General features: G+C 52.5%; 15 protein-coding genes and 1 riboswitch. Of the genes, 7 read left to right on the top strand and 8 right to left on the bottom strand.

Annotated features, from left to right (window positions below):
• Positions 1-100 precede the first annotated feature (100 nt).
• Positions 101-1,312 (top strand): lytic murein transglycosylase, encoded by a 1,212-nt coding sequence (locus ACTJI9_RS02010; RefSeq protein ID WP_307279239.1) that lies wholly within the window; start codon positions 101-103, stop codon positions 1,310-1,312.
• Here ACTJI9_RS02010 and ACTJI9_RS02005 read toward each other — a convergent pair.
• A complete protein-coding gene (locus tag ACTJI9_RS02005; RefSeq protein ID WP_115052526.1) occupies positions 1,307-2,542 on the bottom strand; it encodes an alanine racemase in 1,236 nt (411 codons plus the stop codon). The genes ACTJI9_RS02010 and ACTJI9_RS02005 overlap by 6 nt on opposite strands.
• Before the next feature lie 140 nt (positions 2,543-2,682).
• Here ACTJI9_RS02005 and ACTJI9_RS02000 point away from each other — a divergent pair, with 140 nt between their 5' ends.
• Complete coding sequence (locus ACTJI9_RS02000) at positions 2,683-3,618, top strand: DMT family transporter (protein WP_440805663.1); 936 nt, start codon at positions 2,683-2,685, stop codon at positions 3,616-3,618.
• Positions 3,619-4,112: 494 nt separating this feature from the next.
• Here the strand turns inward: ACTJI9_RS02000 and metF are convergent, their stop codons facing one another.
• Entirely contained in the window at positions 4,113-5,039 is a 927-nt protein-coding gene (gene metF, locus ACTJI9_RS01995) for a methylenetetrahydrofolate reductase [NAD(P)H] (protein WP_115052525.1), read from the bottom strand.
• On the bottom strand, positions 5,039-6,046 hold the full coding sequence (locus ACTJI9_RS01990) for an ArsR/SmtB family transcription factor (protein ID WP_115052524.1): 1,008 nt from the start codon (positions 6,044-6,046) through the stop codon (positions 5,039-5,041). Before ACTJI9_RS01990 ends, metF begins: the two co-directional genes overlap by 1 nt.
• Positions 6,047-6,174: 128 nt before the next feature.
• On the opposite strand from ACTJI9_RS01990, the gene ACTJI9_RS01985 reads away from it, so the two are divergent.
• Positions 6,175-6,492 carry a DUF2293 domain-containing protein gene (locus tag ACTJI9_RS01985; protein ID WP_115052523.1) on the top strand — a complete coding sequence of 106 codons (318 nt, stop codon included), beginning with the start codon at positions 6,175-6,177 and terminating at the stop codon, positions 6,490-6,492.
• Here the strand turns inward: ACTJI9_RS01985 and bluB are convergent.
• From bluB to ettA, 3 genes are all read right to left on the bottom strand, one after another.
• Entirely contained in the window at positions 6,425-7,168 is a 744-nt protein-coding gene (bluB, locus tag ACTJI9_RS01980; protein WP_115052522.1) for a 5,6-dimethylbenzimidazole synthase, read from the bottom strand. The genes ACTJI9_RS01985 and bluB overlap by 68 nt on opposite strands.
• A gap of 46 nt (positions 7,169-7,214) precedes the next feature.
• Positions 7,215-7,407: riboswitch (cobalamin riboswitch) on the bottom strand.
• 26 nt (positions 7,408-7,433) lie between these two features.
• On the bottom strand, positions 7,434-8,042 hold the full coding sequence (locus ACTJI9_RS01975) for an MOSC domain-containing protein (protein ID WP_440805659.1): 609 nt from the start codon (positions 8,040-8,042) through the stop codon (positions 7,434-7,436).
• A gap of 99 nt (positions 8,043-8,141) precedes the next feature.
• A complete protein-coding gene (gene ettA / locus ACTJI9_RS01970; protein WP_115052520.1) occupies positions 8,142-9,791 on the bottom strand; it encodes an energy-dependent translational throttle protein EttA in 1,650 nt (549 codons plus the stop codon).
• 484 nt (positions 9,792-10,275) lie between these two features.
• Here ettA and ACTJI9_RS01965 point away from each other — a divergent pair, with 484 nt between their 5' ends.
• The 4 genes from ACTJI9_RS01965 to ACTJI9_RS01950 all read left to right on the top strand — a co-directional run bounded on the left by ACTJI9_RS01965 (position 10,276) and on the right by ACTJI9_RS01950 (position 14,450).
• Positions 10,276-11,217 (top strand): alpha/beta fold hydrolase, encoded by a 942-nt coding sequence (locus ACTJI9_RS01965; RefSeq protein ID WP_440805655.1) that lies wholly within the window; start codon positions 10,276-10,278, stop codon positions 11,215-11,217.
• Entirely contained in the window at positions 11,214-12,401 is a 1,188-nt protein-coding gene (locus ACTJI9_RS01960) for a CaiB/BaiF CoA transferase family protein (protein ID WP_115052518.1), read from the top strand. Before ACTJI9_RS01965 ends, ACTJI9_RS01960 begins: the two co-directional genes overlap by 4 nt.
• Positions 12,398-14,047 (top strand): thiamine pyrophosphate-binding protein, encoded by a 1,650-nt coding sequence (locus ACTJI9_RS01955; protein WP_440805652.1) that lies wholly within the window; start codon positions 12,398-12,400, stop codon positions 14,045-14,047. The genes ACTJI9_RS01960 and ACTJI9_RS01955 overlap by 4 nt, the downstream gene beginning before the upstream one ends.
• A gap of 82 nt (positions 14,048-14,129) precedes the next feature.
• On the top strand, positions 14,130-14,450 hold the full coding sequence (locus ACTJI9_RS01950) for a lipid-A-disaccharide synthase N-terminal domain-containing protein (protein WP_115052516.1): 321 nt from the start codon (positions 14,130-14,132) through the stop codon (positions 14,448-14,450).
• An 8-nt stretch (positions 14,451-14,458) separates the two neighbouring features.
• Here the strand turns inward: ACTJI9_RS01950 and ACTJI9_RS01945 are convergent, their stop codons facing one another.
• A complete protein-coding gene (locus tag ACTJI9_RS01945; protein WP_440805649.1) occupies positions 14,459-15,769 on the bottom strand; it encodes a UDP-glucose dehydrogenase family protein in 1,311 nt (436 codons plus the stop codon).
• Positions 15,770-15,902: 133 nt separating this feature from the next.
• Complete coding sequence (mgrA, locus tag ACTJI9_RS01940; protein WP_440806198.1) at positions 15,903-16,964, bottom strand: L-glyceraldehyde 3-phosphate reductase; 1,062 nt, start codon at positions 16,962-16,964, stop codon at positions 15,903-15,905.
• Positions 16,965-17,027 lie beyond the last annotated feature (63 nt).

Below are 17,027 nucleotides of genomic sequence, written 5' to 3'. Positions count from 1 at the left end.
CAGTTCTCTCTATTCTGTGACTTCACCTGACGACGGTTATCGTGCATTAGCAGGGAAAGTGTGCGTGCCTTGGCGCGCCCGTCATCAACGAGATTTCCCAATGAATAAAATATCGATCGCCATCGCCGCAAGTCTGCTTACCATTTCCAGTGCTCAAGCTCTGGATCAGGTTGCACCAGCTCAACCTGTTGTCGCCAAACCCGCCTGTGGAGGCGAACTTGAACCCTGGTTCAATGGCTTGATCGCCGAAGCAAAGGCAGCGGGTGTCAGCGATAAAGGCATCAGCGAGCTTTTCAAGGCTTCGATGGACGACAAGGTTTTGGAACGCGACCGTGCGCAGGGCGTTTTCAGCCAGACATTTTTGACGTTTTCATCTCGCATGGTTGCTGATTACCGCCTGAAACAGGGCGCAGCCAATCTGAAGAAATATGCTGATACTTTTGCCAAAGCCGAGGCCGAATATGGTGTCCCCGGTCCTGTGATTTCGGCCTTTTGGGGCCTCGAGACGGATTTTGGTGCCGTCCAGGGCGATTTCGATACGCTGAATGCCCTTCTGACGCTATCCTTCGACTGCCGTAGGCCTGAACTTTTCCGCCCGCAATTGATTGCACTGCTCAAGCTATTTGACAGCGGCGTTGTTGATGCAAAGACGACCGGTGCGTGGGCTGGCGAAATTGGCCAAATGCAGATGTTGCCGACCGATTATCTTGAGCGTGGCGTTGATGGCGACGGTGATGGCAAGGTTGACCTGAAAGGCTCCGCACCCGATGCGATCATGACCGCCGCCCGTGTTATGCGCGATCTTGGCTGGCGCAAAGGCGAGCCATGGCTCGAAGAGGTCAAACTCACCAAAGAACTCCCATGGGAGAACGCCATCCGCACCAATCGTCTGCCACACTCCAAATGGGCTGAATGGGGTGTAACCGGCCTAAAGGGGCCGCTTGGCCCGGATGATGGCGACGCATCGCTATTATTGCCGATGGGCCGAAAGGGTCCAGCTTTCCTTTCCTATTCAAACTTCGATATCTTTGTAGAATGGAATAAGTCCATCATCTACGCGACCACGGCCGCTTATTTCGCTACGCGGCTGGCAGGGGCAGGCCCGTTGGAGCAGACAACGCCCGAACAGGGACTCAACCCTGAACAGATGAAAGAACTGCAGAACAAGCTGGCAGCGCGCGGCCACGATATGGGCCCGAAAATTGATGGCGTGTTCGGCATTCTTACCCGTGACGCCGTCCGCGAGGAACAGATGCGACTGGGCCTGCCAGCCGATTCCTGGCCAACACCGGAACTACTGAACAAGCTATAGGTCTTGTGACGCGTATTCCATCGTCTCCAGCGAAGCAAAACCTTCCGGCCGGCCGCCCGCCTCAAACGGTGTTTCCACCTCGACAAATGTATCGGGGTAGAAACCGTTAAACCGGGTACGCAACGACAGAGAATAGGCACCGATATTGCCAATCTCGATCCAGTCGCCGGTATCCACGGTTTCCGGCAGCCAGAATGGGCGGGACAAAATATCAACGGAATCGCAAGTTGCCCCGCAAACACGGAAAGGCACAATCGTTTCAGGATTGCCATTGCGATGTTTCTTGGCAGGGTCTGGGATAAACCGGGCTGGCAAAGTGATTTTTCCAGTCCAGGAATCCGAAAGCGATGCCCAGATACCATCATTGATGTAAAGCCGTCTGCCTTTGCGCAGAAGCACTCGAACAATCAGCGAAAAGGCCCGCGCAACAATAACCCGTCCGGGTTCGGCAACCAGCGGCAAATCTCCAAAACCATATTCATTGATATCGCCGCGCAAACGCGACATTAATTGCCCGAGCGAGGGCATTTCGACCTGTTTGCGCTTGGGATCATGACCATACTCGGCCGGAAAACCACCGCCGACATCAAGCCCGGCCAGTGTCACTCCTGCGCGATTTCTGACCCAATCGGCAGCGCGCAATGCGCGTTCGTAGGTATCGGGATCTTCAATCTGACTGCCAACATGGAAGCAAAGGCCGACTTTGTAGCCAATTTTTTCTGAACGTTGCAGCAATTCCACGGCATGGGCCGGAGCAGCACCGAATTTCTTTGAAAGCTCGTATGCTGCATGTCCCTTTGTCTGCAACCGAATGTAGAGAGTTATGCTGCCCGGATCGATATCCAAAGCCCGCACAATGCGGGTCACCTTGGCGATCTCATCTTCATGGTCTACGGCAAGGATACGTATCCCGTAGGTTTCAAGCGCCAGACGGATGTCCGATTGCGCTTTGATCGGATGCATGTAGAGCATATGCGCATTGGGTGCCACTTTTCGAACAGCTGCGAACTCCCCCGGCGAGGCCACGTCAAACGTATTGATGCCGTTACGGGCGAGTGTTTCCAGCACCAGATTTTCACCATTGGTTTTAACCGCATAAGCGGTCTCGCCCGGAAACATCTTCATGAAGTTATGAGCGTCCTCGATGAGGACCTGAGGCCTGAAGCAATAAACCGGTTGATCCGGGCGCAATTCAAGCGCTGCATCACGGGCGGTGGCGAATCGTTGCATCTGTGTGTCTTGCGTCATTCCAGACTCTTAGCAAGGGAAAGTGACGGATGAAAGTCGCGACTTGTTGCAAGAATCGGGTGGCGACTCGCCATAAAATGGCTAAGGATTTGCAATCCGCTTACCATGAAAGGGTCATTGCCGTGTCCGTAGCTGATGCCAAAGTGCCGCCGCCCCTTTCCATGTCCGGATTTGTCTGGCTGCAATTGCTGTTGCTAGGTGCTATTTGGGGTGGGTCATTCTTCTTCGCGCGCATCGCTGTACAAGTTGTTCCACCCCTCACGCTGGTGTTGTTTCGCGTTGTCATAGCAGCCCTGGCGCTGCATATTTATCTTGGAAGCCGCGGTGTTAATTTCTGGGACTATCGTCGCCACGCGCTCGGTTTTGCCGGACTCGGCCTGTTGAACAATGTCATTCCCTTTTCTTTGCTTTTCATCGGGCAAACAGCGCTAGGTGCTGGTCTTGCCTCTATCTTCAATGCAACGACCCCTATCTGGACGGTCATATTGGCGACCATACTGACCGCCGACGAAAAGGTTACGGCAGCCAAGCTTGCCGGCATTTTCATGGGTATCGTGGGTATTGTGGTCATGATCGGGCCTGGAATTTTGACTGGCCTTGGCGGGCCGCTATGGGCCGAGCTTGCTGTCATAACCGCAACTATATCCTACGCCTTCGCGAGCATCCTGGCCAAACGCTTTAAAGGCATCCCGCCAACAGTAACGGCAACCGGACAGATGACAGCATCCACTCTTATCATGATCCCTGTCGTACTCCTCCATGACGGCATGCCGCATTTGGATGGGATTAGCCTGGGCGTCTGGTCCGCCATTCTCGGATTGGGGCTGCTATCGACAGCTTTCGCCTATATCCTGTTCTTTTCAATCGTGAAAGCTTCGGGAGCAACCAATGCCTCCCTCGTCACCCTGATTGTTCCGGTCAGCGCGGTTTTACTTGGAACAATTTTTCTTAGCGAGAAACTGGCGGCGCAAGACATTGCCGGGATGGCCCTCATCGCTTTGGGTCTGCTGATCATTGATGGCCGTATTCTAGCGCTTTCCAGAAAGCCGAATAGATAGAATTGTCATAAAATTTCTGTAGTTAGCCCGAAACTCCAAGGCTTAATCCTGTTCGAAATGTGGCAAAGCAACACACTAACGAAAACTGCGATAATTTTACCGCACTGCAAAATTTTACCGCCAGCAAAGAATTTTTTCGATTTTTTCGACATTTTCAAACGTTTAAATACGTTTAGTTTCAAAAACTTATCGCTACTGTAGAAAAAATTTCTACACTCTTTGTCATCGTTCGGTAATATTTGGGCTTTTTCTGTGGCGAATTTGCGCTATGTTATGAGGGTTAACTGCAGGAGACAAGCGATGGGACTAACTCGATCGATGAATGTCCTTATGATCTGTGCAGCGTTCGCATTTATTGGTGCAATGGTCGTAGGACTGATACCTTGAATTGAAATATGAGCGCTACGGATATGGTCTCTGACCGTTAAGTGAGTGAAACAAAAGAAACGGCCCGGTTATAGCAACCGGGCCGTTTCACTTTTAACAAGCTGTTATCAAGCTGCTGCACCGGCTAGATTGGATTGGAGTGCTACAGCTTCCGGACGAATACCGATGAGATGACAGATCGCAAAGGCGAGATCAGCCCTGTTCATCGTGTAAAAATGGAAATCCTGCACGCCACGTTCGACCAGATCAAGAACCTGTTCCGCTGCGACGGCTGAAGCTACCAGAGCATGAGTCTGCTCGTCATTCTGCAATCCATCAAACCGCTCTGCCAGCCATGTAGGTATGTGAGTACCAGCTTTGGAGCAGAAATTGGTAACCTGGGTGAAATTATGGATTGGAAGTATACCAGGCAAAATCGGAATATAGATTCCGGCACGACGCACCTTTTCAACATAGCGCTCATATTGGTCGTTCTCGAAAAAGAACTGCGTGATGGCACGCGTCGCGCCATTATCGACCTTGCGCTTCAACATATCGATGTCGGTAGCAAAATCCGGGCTCTCGGGATGCTTTTCGGGATATGCAGAAACCGAAATATCGAAGTCAGCGAAAGCTTTCAATCCAGCGACAAGTTCGGCACCGTTTTCATACCCACCCGGTGTCGGTTTGTAATGAGCACCTACGCCGCTTGCCGGATCGCCGCGCAAGGCGACAAAGCGATTGACACCCATGGCGGCAAATTCGCGGATTACCGTGTCCACCTCTTCCTTCGTGGCATCAACACAGGTCAAATGTGCCGCTGCATTCACATCGGTTTCGGTTAAGATGCGCTTGATCGTGCGGGCTGTGCGTTCACGAGTGGAGCCACCTGCCCCATATGTCACAGAGACAAATTCGGGATTAAGCGGAGCCAGACGCGTTACAGTCTCCCAGAGACGCTCTTCCATCACCTCGGTCTTTGGCGGGAAGAACTCGAATGAAACCTTGATATTGCTACCAAGATCGGCACGGCGGGATTGGCGGAAAAAACTCATTAGACACTCTCCGTAACGCGGGAGGTTGAAACAGGATCGGCAATTAGCAAGCGTGGGTCGCGTGCCAGCCACAATTTAACAGTCAGTTTGTCTTTATCTTTTGGTTGTAATTCCATGCTCTGTTCCAGCGTCAGTCCGGCTTCCGTCAGCCAGTCTTTAATCTGTCCGTCATGAAAACCGAGGCGCAAATGGGCATGTCTGTCGCGTAGAAATTCAAGTTCGTGTGGAGCAAAATCGACGATCAACATTCGGCCGGAAGGACGCAAGGCACGCGCAGCTTCACGAATGGCCTCGGCCGGATTATCAAGGAAGTGCAAGACCTGATGGATTGTCACCAGATCGAAAGACTCTCTGTCTACCGGCAAGGAATAGACGTCACCTTGACGGACTTGCGCGTTGGCAATGCCGGACTTCTCAAGATTTGACCGGGCAATCGTCAACATGTCGCGATTGATATCGATACCGACACCGCGCAAGTAGAGCGGAGCAAAGAGCTCAAGCAGGCGCCCGGTACCCGTACCGACGTCGAGCATCGCTTGAAACGGTCTTGCACCTATGATCTTGGTAAGGGCCTCTTCCACAGCGCCGTCTGGAACATGCAACGAGCGGATAGCATCCCAGCTTGAAGCATTCGCGCTAAAATAGGCAGCCGCACGTTCACGGCGCTGAAGCTTCACAGAGGAAAGACGTTCAAGGTCACGCTCCAGCAGGGGATCAGAACAATCCAGGCGATCTAGCAGGGAACGGGCAATATCTCCCACAATCAATGATTCCGCCAAACGGAAATAGGCCCAGGAGCCTTCCTGATAGCGGTTGATAAGACTTGCTTCAAAGAGCAATTTCAGATGTCGTGACACTCGCGGCTGAGATTGTCCTAAAATGGATGTGAGGTCGGAAACGGTTAGATCACCACGCGACAACAAAGCAAGAATGCGTAGCCGACTAGGCTCAGCTGCCGCTTTCAACGTATCAACCATCAGGTCGAGATTAAGATTGTGCCGGTCCATAACCAATCCTCAAAAGACATAAAGATATGTTTATGTCATGAGGCGACGATTGGCAAGAGGTTTTTGCCATTGACGACAATTTCTGCCGCGTCTGAAATAGGCGCCAGAATCAAATTAGAAAGACATCAATGAGTGCAGGAACGAACCGTCAGCGTTCAATCAACAAAGCGCTGACCTTGCTTTTACCCGCCGTTCCCTACTCCGATTCGGAACCAATACGCGCGGCCGCAGGTGCGCCCCATATGAAGACCTTGCCGCCGCCGATTGCCGTATGGTTGGCCGCTATTGCCCATGTGCGGCATCAACATACAGACTATGATGCGCTGCGCGACGAAGGCTATGACAAAGAGTCCGCTCGTTTCTTCGTGCTTGATGCGATTAATCGCAAACTGACGGAATGGCGGGCGACACGTCTTCTGGATCCGGATGAGGAAGATCTGAGCTGAGCTGGCCCCAGCCTTCTTCAAAAATAAGGTCCTGTAATTGGATTCTTTTGCGCCAGCCCTTTTTTTCCAGCTCCGGTGCATCAAAAAGCTCGTCGACATAGCCCAGGCATAGATAGGCAACAATCTCAACGTGATCCGGAATACCTAATATTTGGCGCATGTCATTGTCGTGATAGATGCTCACCCAGCCAACGCCAATACCTTCAGCACGGGCAGCAAGCCACAAATTTTGGACTGCACAAACGGTGCTATAGACATCCATCTGGCGGTTGTGGGTGCGACCGAGCACGACCGTTCCACCGCGTGTCCGGTCGCAGGTGATGCATAAATTGACCGGCGCTTTAAGGATGCCTTCCAATTTGAGAGAGGCATACAGCGCCCGGCGTTCATCTTGAAACAGGGCCTTGGCTTCCTCGTTGGCTTTGGCGAAAGCGCGGTGCACTTGCCTCTTGCGGGCCATATCGCGAATTGTGATGAAGTTCCAAGGCTGCATGAAGCCTACAGATGGAGCATGGTGCGCCGCATCGAGCAATCGCATCAAAACATCATAGGCGATCGGTTTTGACAAAAACTGATCGCGGACGTCTCGCCGGGTATAAATCGCCTTATAAACGGCCGCACGCTCATCGTCAGTAAAATCACCCGCTGGAACCGGACTATCAAAAGCTTCGTGCATTGTTTGCTCCTAACAACGCTTGAGGCCCTCGCCGCCGTCCGCGCAGCTTGGGCTATGGGGTCCGGCCGGTCTTCTGACTTGGGTTCAGCTGAACCGTGCGCCTTCCTGTGGCCTCTCGGCCACCGTGGCATAATGCACGGTCATTCCCCTTACAGCGCTGGGCACGTGCCGGATTTTCACCGGCTTCCCGATTCTCCGCAATCGTCTAAATTGCTGGCACCGGACCTGTTTTCTATTCGCCATGAAAAGGCACTTGGCGCAAGCCTTAGACCCTGTAAATCCACTGTTCGGGAATACGAATATCAACTTTTTCACCGGCGCGTATGATCCCGGGCTTTTCAACCCAAGCGACGATACCCCGCGAGCGCTTGGACACGCGTACAAAATCCAATGCAGTGGTGGTTTCGTCAGGAGTACCCGCATGCGAAGCAATAGAACGACCAGCAATCTTGCAGGGCGCATTCTGTCCATCGACTTTCAACGTCACGCCACCTTCAAAAAACATCAGCGATCTGGGTGGTAGCATCGAAAGGGATGGAATACCGGAAATCACCATGTTTCCACCGATCCATTCAGCTTTCAGCTGAGGCAAGCCCATGCCTCCTGCGATCTCGTCAAGCTCGTCGGCACTTAGAATGGAAAGGTGGCGTTCGTTGCGCATCTCGGTGCCACGCGGATACCAAGGCTCACGTCCGCCAGAGCGACGCGTCTGACCCGCGTGAAAGTCACCGACAATACCGTCAAAAGTCAGTTCCAGTGAATCTGTTGGAGAAGTGACAAAATCCCTGTCGAGTGCCTCAAATAGCCCGATCACACGACCACTGACCTTACGCGAAGGGACTATTTCGTCACGATTACCGAACAGGTCAGTCATCATTTGCTCCAAAGAGTTCCCTGCTTTAGAAAAGCGGCAAATTATCTGGCGATTACACCAGCAAAGACAACGGGGAACCTTGCGGTTCCCCATCTATATTTAGCGTGTCAGAGGCTTGTAGCTTGGACGCTTTGGATTGACGCTATCGGGACCGAGACGACGAATCTTGTCGTTTTCATAATCTTCGAAATTGCCTTCAAACCATTCGACATGGCTATCGCCTTCGAAAGCCAGGATATGCGTCGCGAGACGGTCAAGGAACATGCGATCATGGCTGATGATCACAGCGCAACCTGCATATTTTTCCAAGGCATCTTCAAGTGCTGCCAAGGTTTCCGTGTCTAGATCGTTTGTCGGTTCGTCGAGGAGCAAAACATTGCCACCGGACTGAAGCATCTTGGCCAGATGCACGCGGTTACGCTGACCACCAGAAAGATTTCCAACTTTCTGCTGCTGGTCGGTACCCTTGAAGTTGAATGCTGAAACATAAGCGCGGGAGTTCATCTCATGCTTGCCAAGCTTGATGATGTCAGTTCCGCCGGAAATTTCTTCCCAGACATTCTTGTCGGCTTTCAGGTGATCGCGACTCTGATCGACATATCCGAGGTTAACAGTCTCGCCGACGCGAATAGTGCCGGAATCCGGCTTTTCCTGACCGGTGATCATCTTGAACAGAGTGGTTTTACCCGCACCGTTCGGACCAATAATGCCAACAATACCGCCGGGTGGCAGTTTGAAAGTCAGGTTTTCGATCAGCACACGATCACCGAAAGACTTGGTGAGATTTTCGGCTTCGATAACCACCTGACCCAGCCGTTCACCCGCCGGTATCAGAATCTGGGCATCGCCGGGGCGCTGGTCGTTAGCGGCATCAACGAGCGCATCATAGGCCTTGATACGCGCCTTCGATTTTGCCTGACGTGCTTTCGGGCTGGCGGAAATCCACTCGCGTTCGCGCTCGAGAGCTTTCTGACGGGAGTCATCTTCACGGCCTTCCTGCAGCATGCGCTTGGACTTGGCACCAAGATAGGCAGAGTAATTGCCTTCATAAGCAATGCCGCGCCCACGGTCGAGTTCGAGAATCCAGCCGGTCACATTGTCAAGGAAGTAGCGATCATGCGTAATCAGAAGCACGGAGCCCTTATATTCGCGCAGATGTTTTTCAAGCCAGGCGGTCGTTTCAGCGTCCAAATGGTTGGTCGGTTCGTCGAGCAGAAGAAGATCAGGCTGTGACAGGAGCAAGCGGCACAAAGCAACACGGCGGCGCTCACCACCGGAAAGATTGGTTACTTCGCTGTCGCCGGGTGGGCAACGAAGTGCTTCCATCGCCATCTCAACTTGCGATTCAAGGTCCCAGAGGTTTTGAGAATCGATGACATCCTGTAACTTGGCGCCTTCATCGGCGGTCTCGTCGGAGTAATTCATCATCAATTCATTGTAGCGATCGAGAATGGCCTTCTTGTCGGCAACGCCATCCATGACATTGCCCATAACGTCCTTGGCTGGATCCAAATAAGGTTCCTGCGCCAGATAGCCAACGGTAGCGCCATCCGCCAACCAAGCCTCGCCTGTATATTCCTTATCCAGACCAGCCATGATTTTCAGAACTGTAGACTTACCAGCACCATTTGGACCCAGAATACCAATCTTGGCATCTGGGTAGAAGGACAAGTTGATATTCTCAAGAACCTTCTTGGTTCCATATGCCTTGTTCAGGCCGGACATGTGATAGATGAATTGGCGTGCCATAACGCGCGTCACTCCGATGCTCGGGATTTCTTTTGAATGAATTTGCGCCGTATGTAGGCGAAAGCCTCAGCCGTGGCAATGGATGCCCATCAATTTCGACCTTCGCCAAACGAGCGAAACCGGGCGCGGATATTTCCGTCACCCGGTTTCCCCTCTGGTGCCGCAACAGGAAGCGTCCTCTTCTCCCGGTAGCGGCCATGTAAACTAACTAGACGAAATACGTTTCGTCATTGCAACAACATCATCCGATTCGCGATTACACCGCAAAATTGCAATGCCCGCGAAACTCATATGCTTCAGGTTTAAAGTTCTGCGGCAAGTTTAACGGGTTTGCAAGGGGTTTTGCAAAATAAAATTGCACACCAAATCGCCTGACTAATAATTGAGCACAATAGTCCAAAATTAAGAATAGTTTGTAGATTGTTTTCCACATTGACTAATTTTACGGCACCCTCTCAACTGGGCTTCTCGCAAAGAGGTTGCCATGAGTTTTGATGATACCGACGTTTTGACCACCAGTACTGGTGCAGCCCTTGCAATACGACACATGCCCGCAAAGGGTCGGGTTCGCGGGATCATTCAAATAAATCACGGAGTGGCCGAGCATTCTTTGCGCTACAAACGTTTTGCAGGATTTCTGAGCGAGCATGGTTTTCACATTTATGCACATGATCATCGGGGGCATGGCCTGACGAGAGCACAAGACGCACCGGCGGGACGCTTTGCTGCAAAAGATGGGATGGACGCCGTGTTGCGCGATGTTGATGCGGTCAACAATGAAGCGCGCCTACGCTATCCGGATTTACCCCTGATCATTTTCGGGCATTCCCTCGGCGGACTTGTCGCGCTTAATTACGTTTTCAAACATCAAGAAAAAGTGGATGCGGCTGCAGTCTGGAACGCAAATTTTTCGGCCGGAATGTTGGGAAGGTTCGCCCAATGCCTATTGCTGGCTGAACGTATGTTTTTAGGTTCTGATGTCCCAAGCATGCTGCTGCCAAAACTTACATTTCAGGAATGGAATCGCAGTGTAGCCAATCCGCGAACGGATTTTGACTGGCTCTCGCGGGATTCTGCTGAGGTTGATTTGTACGTGAAGGATCCCCTTTGCGGCTGGAGCCCTACTGTGAGCATGTGGCGTGATACATTCGATTTGGTATTCACCGGAGCAAAGGATAGCTTGTTGAGTAAATTGCGTCGCAACCTACCCTTCAACCTCGTTGGCGGTGCCAAAGATCCGGCGACAGCACAAGGCACTTCCGTCAATCATCTGGACCATAGAATGCGCAAGCTCGGCTTTACAGACGTTACGACCAAAATATACCCCGATACGCGCCATGAGGGCCTTAACGAAATCAACCGTGAACTCATCATGAGAGAATTTGCCAATTGGGCTATCCGCACAGTGTCAAAGGCAAGCCGATGATTGCTGAGCAAGCGGCAGCCCCGCTTAAAGGCATACGCGTCATTGAACTAGCCCGAGTGCTGGCTGGCCCATGGGCCGGACAGGTTCTCGCTGATCTTGGAGCCGATGTCATAAAGGTGGAAAATCCCTCCGGCGGCGACGAGACACGCGGCTGGGGGCCCCCTTTCATCACCAGCGCAGAAGGCGAGAACCTTTCCGCAGCGTATTTTCACTCTTGCAACCGAGGCAAGCGCTCCATCACGGTTGATTTTACAACCGCTGAGGGACAAGAAACCGTAAAAGCGCTCTGCCGAACAGCTGATGTTGTGCTTGAGAATTTCAAGGTGGGCGGACTGGCAAAATACGGACTGGATTACGCCAGCCTAAGCACTGAGAACCCGAGACTAGTCTACTGCTCAATAACAGGTTTCGGCCAGACCGGCCCATATGCATCGCAGGCTGGTTATGACTTTATCATTCAGGGAATGTCCGGCCTGATGTCGGTGACGGGCGACCCTGATGGCCAGCCTCAAAAAGTAGGTTTGGCAGTCGCGGATGTATTTACCGGACTCTATTCGGTCATTGCTATTCAGGCAGCCCTTGCCCATGCCGCTAAGACCGGTCAAGGTCAAATGGTGGATATGGCGCTGTTCGATGTCCAGTCAGCTGTTATGGCCAATCAGGCAATGAATTTTCTGGCTACGGGGAAAAGCCCGAACCGTATGGGCAATGCACACCCGAATATCTCCCCTTATGAGGTTGTTCCCACATCTGACGGACACCTGATCCTTGCTGTCGGCAATGATGGGCAATTCGCCAGATTCTGTTCAATCATCGAGCATCCGGAATGGGCGAGCGATGAGCGGTTTCTCACAAACCGATCCAGACTTGAAAATCGCACGATACTAACAACGCTCATCAGCACGGAAACCTCAAAAAGAACCCGGGCTGAGCTGCTGAACGCCTGTGCCAAAAATGCGGTGCCAGCGGGACCGATCAACAAGATTGGTGAGATGTTCGACGATCCGCAGATCGTGGCGCGGCAATTGCGACTTGACCTGGAAGACTCCCATGGCAGTTCTATCCCTTCTGTGCGAACGCCGATCATCATGTCACAAACACCATTGACCTACACACGGCCCTCGCCTCGCTTAGGCGAACACACTGCCGATATACTCCAACAGTTGAAGGATGCATCCGAATGAAGACGGGCGGTGAATTGATCGTTGAAGCTTTGGCCGCAAATGGTGCAGAGCGTCTCTTTTGCGTACCGGGTGAAAGCTATCTGGCTGTGTTGGACGCGCTTTATGACGCGAAGATTGGCATAACGATCTGCCGCGCGGAAGGCGGGGCCGCCATGATGGCGGAGGCTTGGGGCAAGCTTACAGGAAAGCCTGGAATTTGCTTTGTCACACGCGGACCTGGCGCGACAAATGCTTCACCCGGCATACATATCGCCATGCAGGATTCAACTCCAATGATCCTGTTCATCGGGCAAGTTCAGCGCGATGCCCGCGAACGAGAGGCATTTCAGGAGGTAGAGTACCGCCGCTTTTTTGCCGATACAGCGAAATGGGTCGCAGAGATTGATGATGCCCGGCGTATTCCCGAATTCGTAACCCGTGCATTTTCTGTCGCGACCTCCGGACGACCAGGCCCGGTTGTTCTTGCTTTGCCTGAAGATATGCTCACGGACATGGTAGAAACCGTGACGGCACAAGCATGGCAACCCGTAGAAACCGGCCCGTCCGCCGCCAGCATAGAAAAGCTTGCCGACATATTACAGGCTGCTTCCAAACCATTCATGATATTGGGGGGATCCCGTTGGAGCGCAGATGCCGTTGCATCAATCACCCGTTTTGCCGAGAAGTGGCACCTTCCCGTGGGTTGCTCCTTCAGGCGGCAGATGCTGTTCGATAATCTACATCCCAACTATGCAGGCGATGTCGGAATCGGCATTAATCCGGCGCTGGCCAAGCGGGTGAAAGAAGCTGATGTTTTACTTCTTGTAGGCGGAAGGTTTGGTGAAATGCCCTCTTCCGGCTACACACTCATGGACAGCCCGTATCCCAAGCAAACCCTCATCCATATCCATCCGGATGCAAATGAATTGGGTCGGGTTTACCGGCCTGCTCTTTCGATCAATTCGGCGCCAGACGCATTTGCTGAGGTGGTCGAACATCTCGCCCCGCCGTCTCATATCAATTGGCCGGACCAAGCTGATATCGCGCATAAATCGTATCTCGCCTGGTCAACGCCGCCACAGAGCGGACCGGGCAAAGTCGCAATGGGACCGATCATGTCCTATCTTGAAACCGTCCTGCCCGAAGACGCAATCATGACCAATGGTGCCGGCAATTACGCGACCTGGTTGCATCGGTTCCATCGTTTTCGCCGTTTCGCAACGCAAGCCGCTCCCACATCAGGATCAATGGGCTATGGCCTACCCGCGGCGGTTGCTGCAAAACAAATTCATCCTGAACGCATGGTAGTATGTTTCGCCGGCGATGGCTGCTTTCTCATGAACGGTCAGGACTTCGCCACTGCGGTGAAGTACAACCTGCCCATTATTGTTCTCGTCATCAATAATGGTATCTATGGCACTATCCGCATGCATCAGGAGCGCGAATATCCTGGACGTGTGTCAGGCACGGACCTGACCAATCCTGACTTCGCAATGCTGGCAAGAGCCTATGGTGGTCATGGCGAAACCGTGGAAGCTACCAGTGAGTTTGAAGGGGCTTGGCAACGCGCAGTACAAAGCGGAAAGCCTGCGATCATCGAAATTCGTTTGGACCCGGAAGCGATCACTCCGGCCAGATCATTGAGTGACATCCGCAACCGCACATAATCCCAATGGTGCAGAGCGTCATTCAGTGATATTGAGCCCGCGCGAGAGGGAAAGCCCTCCCTGAATAATATGGAGATCAGCAATGGCTGAAGCATTTTCCAATTGGCTGCATACGGTTTTTATCGAACAGTTTGACGCCTGGATTTTGCTGGGCTTTTTCGCTCAGGGATGTTTCACCATGCGCTTCGTCGTCCAGTGGCTCGCGTCCGAAAAAGCAAAGAAAAGCGTAATGCCTGTAGCCTTCTGGTTTTTTTCGCTTTTTGGCGGAGCGCTGCTTTTTGTCTATGCGATCGTCCGCAAGGACCCTGTATTCATAGCTGGCCAAGGCTTCGGTTTATTTGTCTATATCCGCAACCTTTGGCTGATCGCCAATGAAAAGCGAGCACTCACTCAAGATGTGTAAGCGGTGGCTTACCCAACAAGCGGTCTGCCGACTGAATAATATTCAAGGCCCGAGCCTTCGAGTTCCTGTTCATTAAAGACATTACGCAGGTCGAAGAGAATATTGCCGCTCATCAATTCTGAGACTTTTTTCAGATTAAGTGCGCGGTATGCGTTCCACTCCGTCAGCAACACGGTAATGCCGGCGCCTTCAATCGCATCATAGGCAGAGGTGCACCAGATAACACCGGGCAGAACCGGCTCGGCAGCGCTGCGCGCTTCTGGATCATGCGCCCGCACGGCAAGACCTGCATTCTGCAAGGCTGGAATAATATCAAGTGCTGGAGCCTCCCGAATATCATCCGTATTCGGCTTGAATGCGATGCCAAGCACGGCAATCGATTTGGTCCCGCTCTTTTTCGCAGCTTCAACAATCCGCTCAGCCATTGACCGTTTGCGCTGCTCATTGACAGTGACAACCTGTTCGATCAGCGTTTGAGGCGCATTCATCTTGCGTCCCGTTGCAGCGTAAGCTCGTGTGTCCTTCGGGAAACACGAACCGCCGAAACCCGGACCGGCATGCAGGAACTTTGAGCCGATGCGATTATCCATGCCGATGGCACGGGCAACATCCTGCACATTTCCGCCTGTCTTTTCGCAAAGGTCTGCCACTTCGTTGATGAAGGTGACCTTCATGGCCAAAAAGGCATTGGCCGCATATTTGATGATCTCAGCGTTTTCCAACGTGGTCACAATCATCGGCGTCTCGCGCAGATAAAGCGGGCGGTAAACACGCTTCATGGCAGCTGCTCCCGCATCGTCATGAACACCGACGACAACGCGGTCCGGTCGAAGAAAGTCTTCAACTGCTGAACCTTCACGAAGAAATTCCGGATTGGACACCATGGAAAACGGCACACCGGGCCGGGCCTTGGAGATGCGGTCGCGCACGATGGCATTGGTGCCGACCACCACTGTGGACTTAATCACAATGACAGCATTTGGCTTCATCGCCGCAGCGATCTCATCCGCCGCTGCATGAATATATTGCAGATCAGCCTCACCATCGCCACGTCTGGACGGCGTACCTACCGCGACGAATATCACGTCGGCATCTGCAACTGTCTCAGCGAGTTCGGTGGTAAATGTCAGCCGACCGTCGCGCGCATTGCGCGCAAGCAATTCATCGAGGCCAGGTTCGAAAATGGTAACTTCGCCCGCCTGCAAGCGCTCGACAATAGCCGGGTTTTTATCAACGCATGTGACAGAGAAGCCGAATTCGGCAAAGCACACTCCCGACACCAGACCGACATATCCGGTCCCGATCATCGCAATCTTCATTGAAAAGTTCCATTCCGCTTGTTCAGGCTATTTCTGTTCTGCCGCAGACATTTCGCACAATTGGCGCGTTCTGCCAATTGCTTACATGCCCGGCGACCTACTCCGCCGCCGAAGCATTGTTCTGTCTGACGTGTCAGTCCAATTTGACCGGCTTGCGCTCTGGCCCTTTTCGTTCGGCCGAAGCAGCCCAAAGATTGACATTGGCATCGTTCGCATAGGTATCAATCTGAGCCAACTCCTCGTCGCTGAACTCAAGATTGTCGAGCGCTTTTACACAATCAATGACCTGCTGCGGCTTGCTCGCACCAATCAAAGCCGTCGTAATACGACCTTTCCTCAAAACCCACGCCAACGCCATTTGAGCGAGCGTTTGTCCGCGGCGCGAAGCAATCTCGTTTAGTGAACGGATATTGGCGATATTCTGATCGCTAAGAAATTCAGGATTGAGTGATTTTCCTTGTGCAGCACGACTCTGTTCAGGAACACCTTTGAGATATTTGTCTGTCAGCATTCCTTGAGCCAGCGGCGAAAATACAATCGAGCCAATTCCCAGATCTTCCAAAGTATCAACCAAACCATCTTCCTCGATCCAGCGGTTAATCATGGAGTAGCTTGGCTGGTGAATAAGGCAAGGCGTGCCAAGTTCTTCAAGAATGGCAGCCGCTTCGCGCGTGCGATGAGAATTATACGAAGAAAGCCCGACATATTGAGCACGACCAGATCGCACGATGTGATCCAGTGCCATCATCGTTTCTTCAAGCGGCGTATCTGGATCAAAACGATGCGAATAGAAAATATCGACATAATCGAGACCGAGTCGCTTCAAGCTTTGGTCACAACTGGCGATCAAATATTTCCGGCTACCCCATTCGCCATAGGGGCCTGGCCACATGCCATATCCTGCCTTGGAAGAGATAATCAACTCATCGCGATGGGCTCTGAAATCCGTACGCAGGATTTCGCCAAAAGCTGTCTCGGCAGAACCGGGAGGTGGTCCGTAATTATTGGCAAGATCGAAATGGGTAATGCCGAGATCGAATGCCTGACGGCAAATTGCCTGTTTGAGATTATGGGGTGTGTCATCGCCGAAATTGTGCCAAAGGCCGAGAGAAATCGCTGGCAGTCTTAGGCCGCTGCGACCACAGCGATTGTACTTCATAGTGTCGTAGCGCTTGGAATCCGGGATATAGCCCATAACATCGATCCTGTTCTCGTCAATAAGTATGCCGCGCACGAAGAGACTCTGCGCGGCGGCGAC

The organism is Phyllobacterium sp. 22552, from assembly GCF_052044585.1.
GTDB lineage: Bacteria > Pseudomonadota > Alphaproteobacteria > Rhizobiales > Rhizobiaceae > Phyllobacterium > Phyllobacterium ifriqiyense.
Note: the sequence above shows the minus strand (reverse complement) of the source record. Positions and strands in the feature narration are given on the sequence as shown.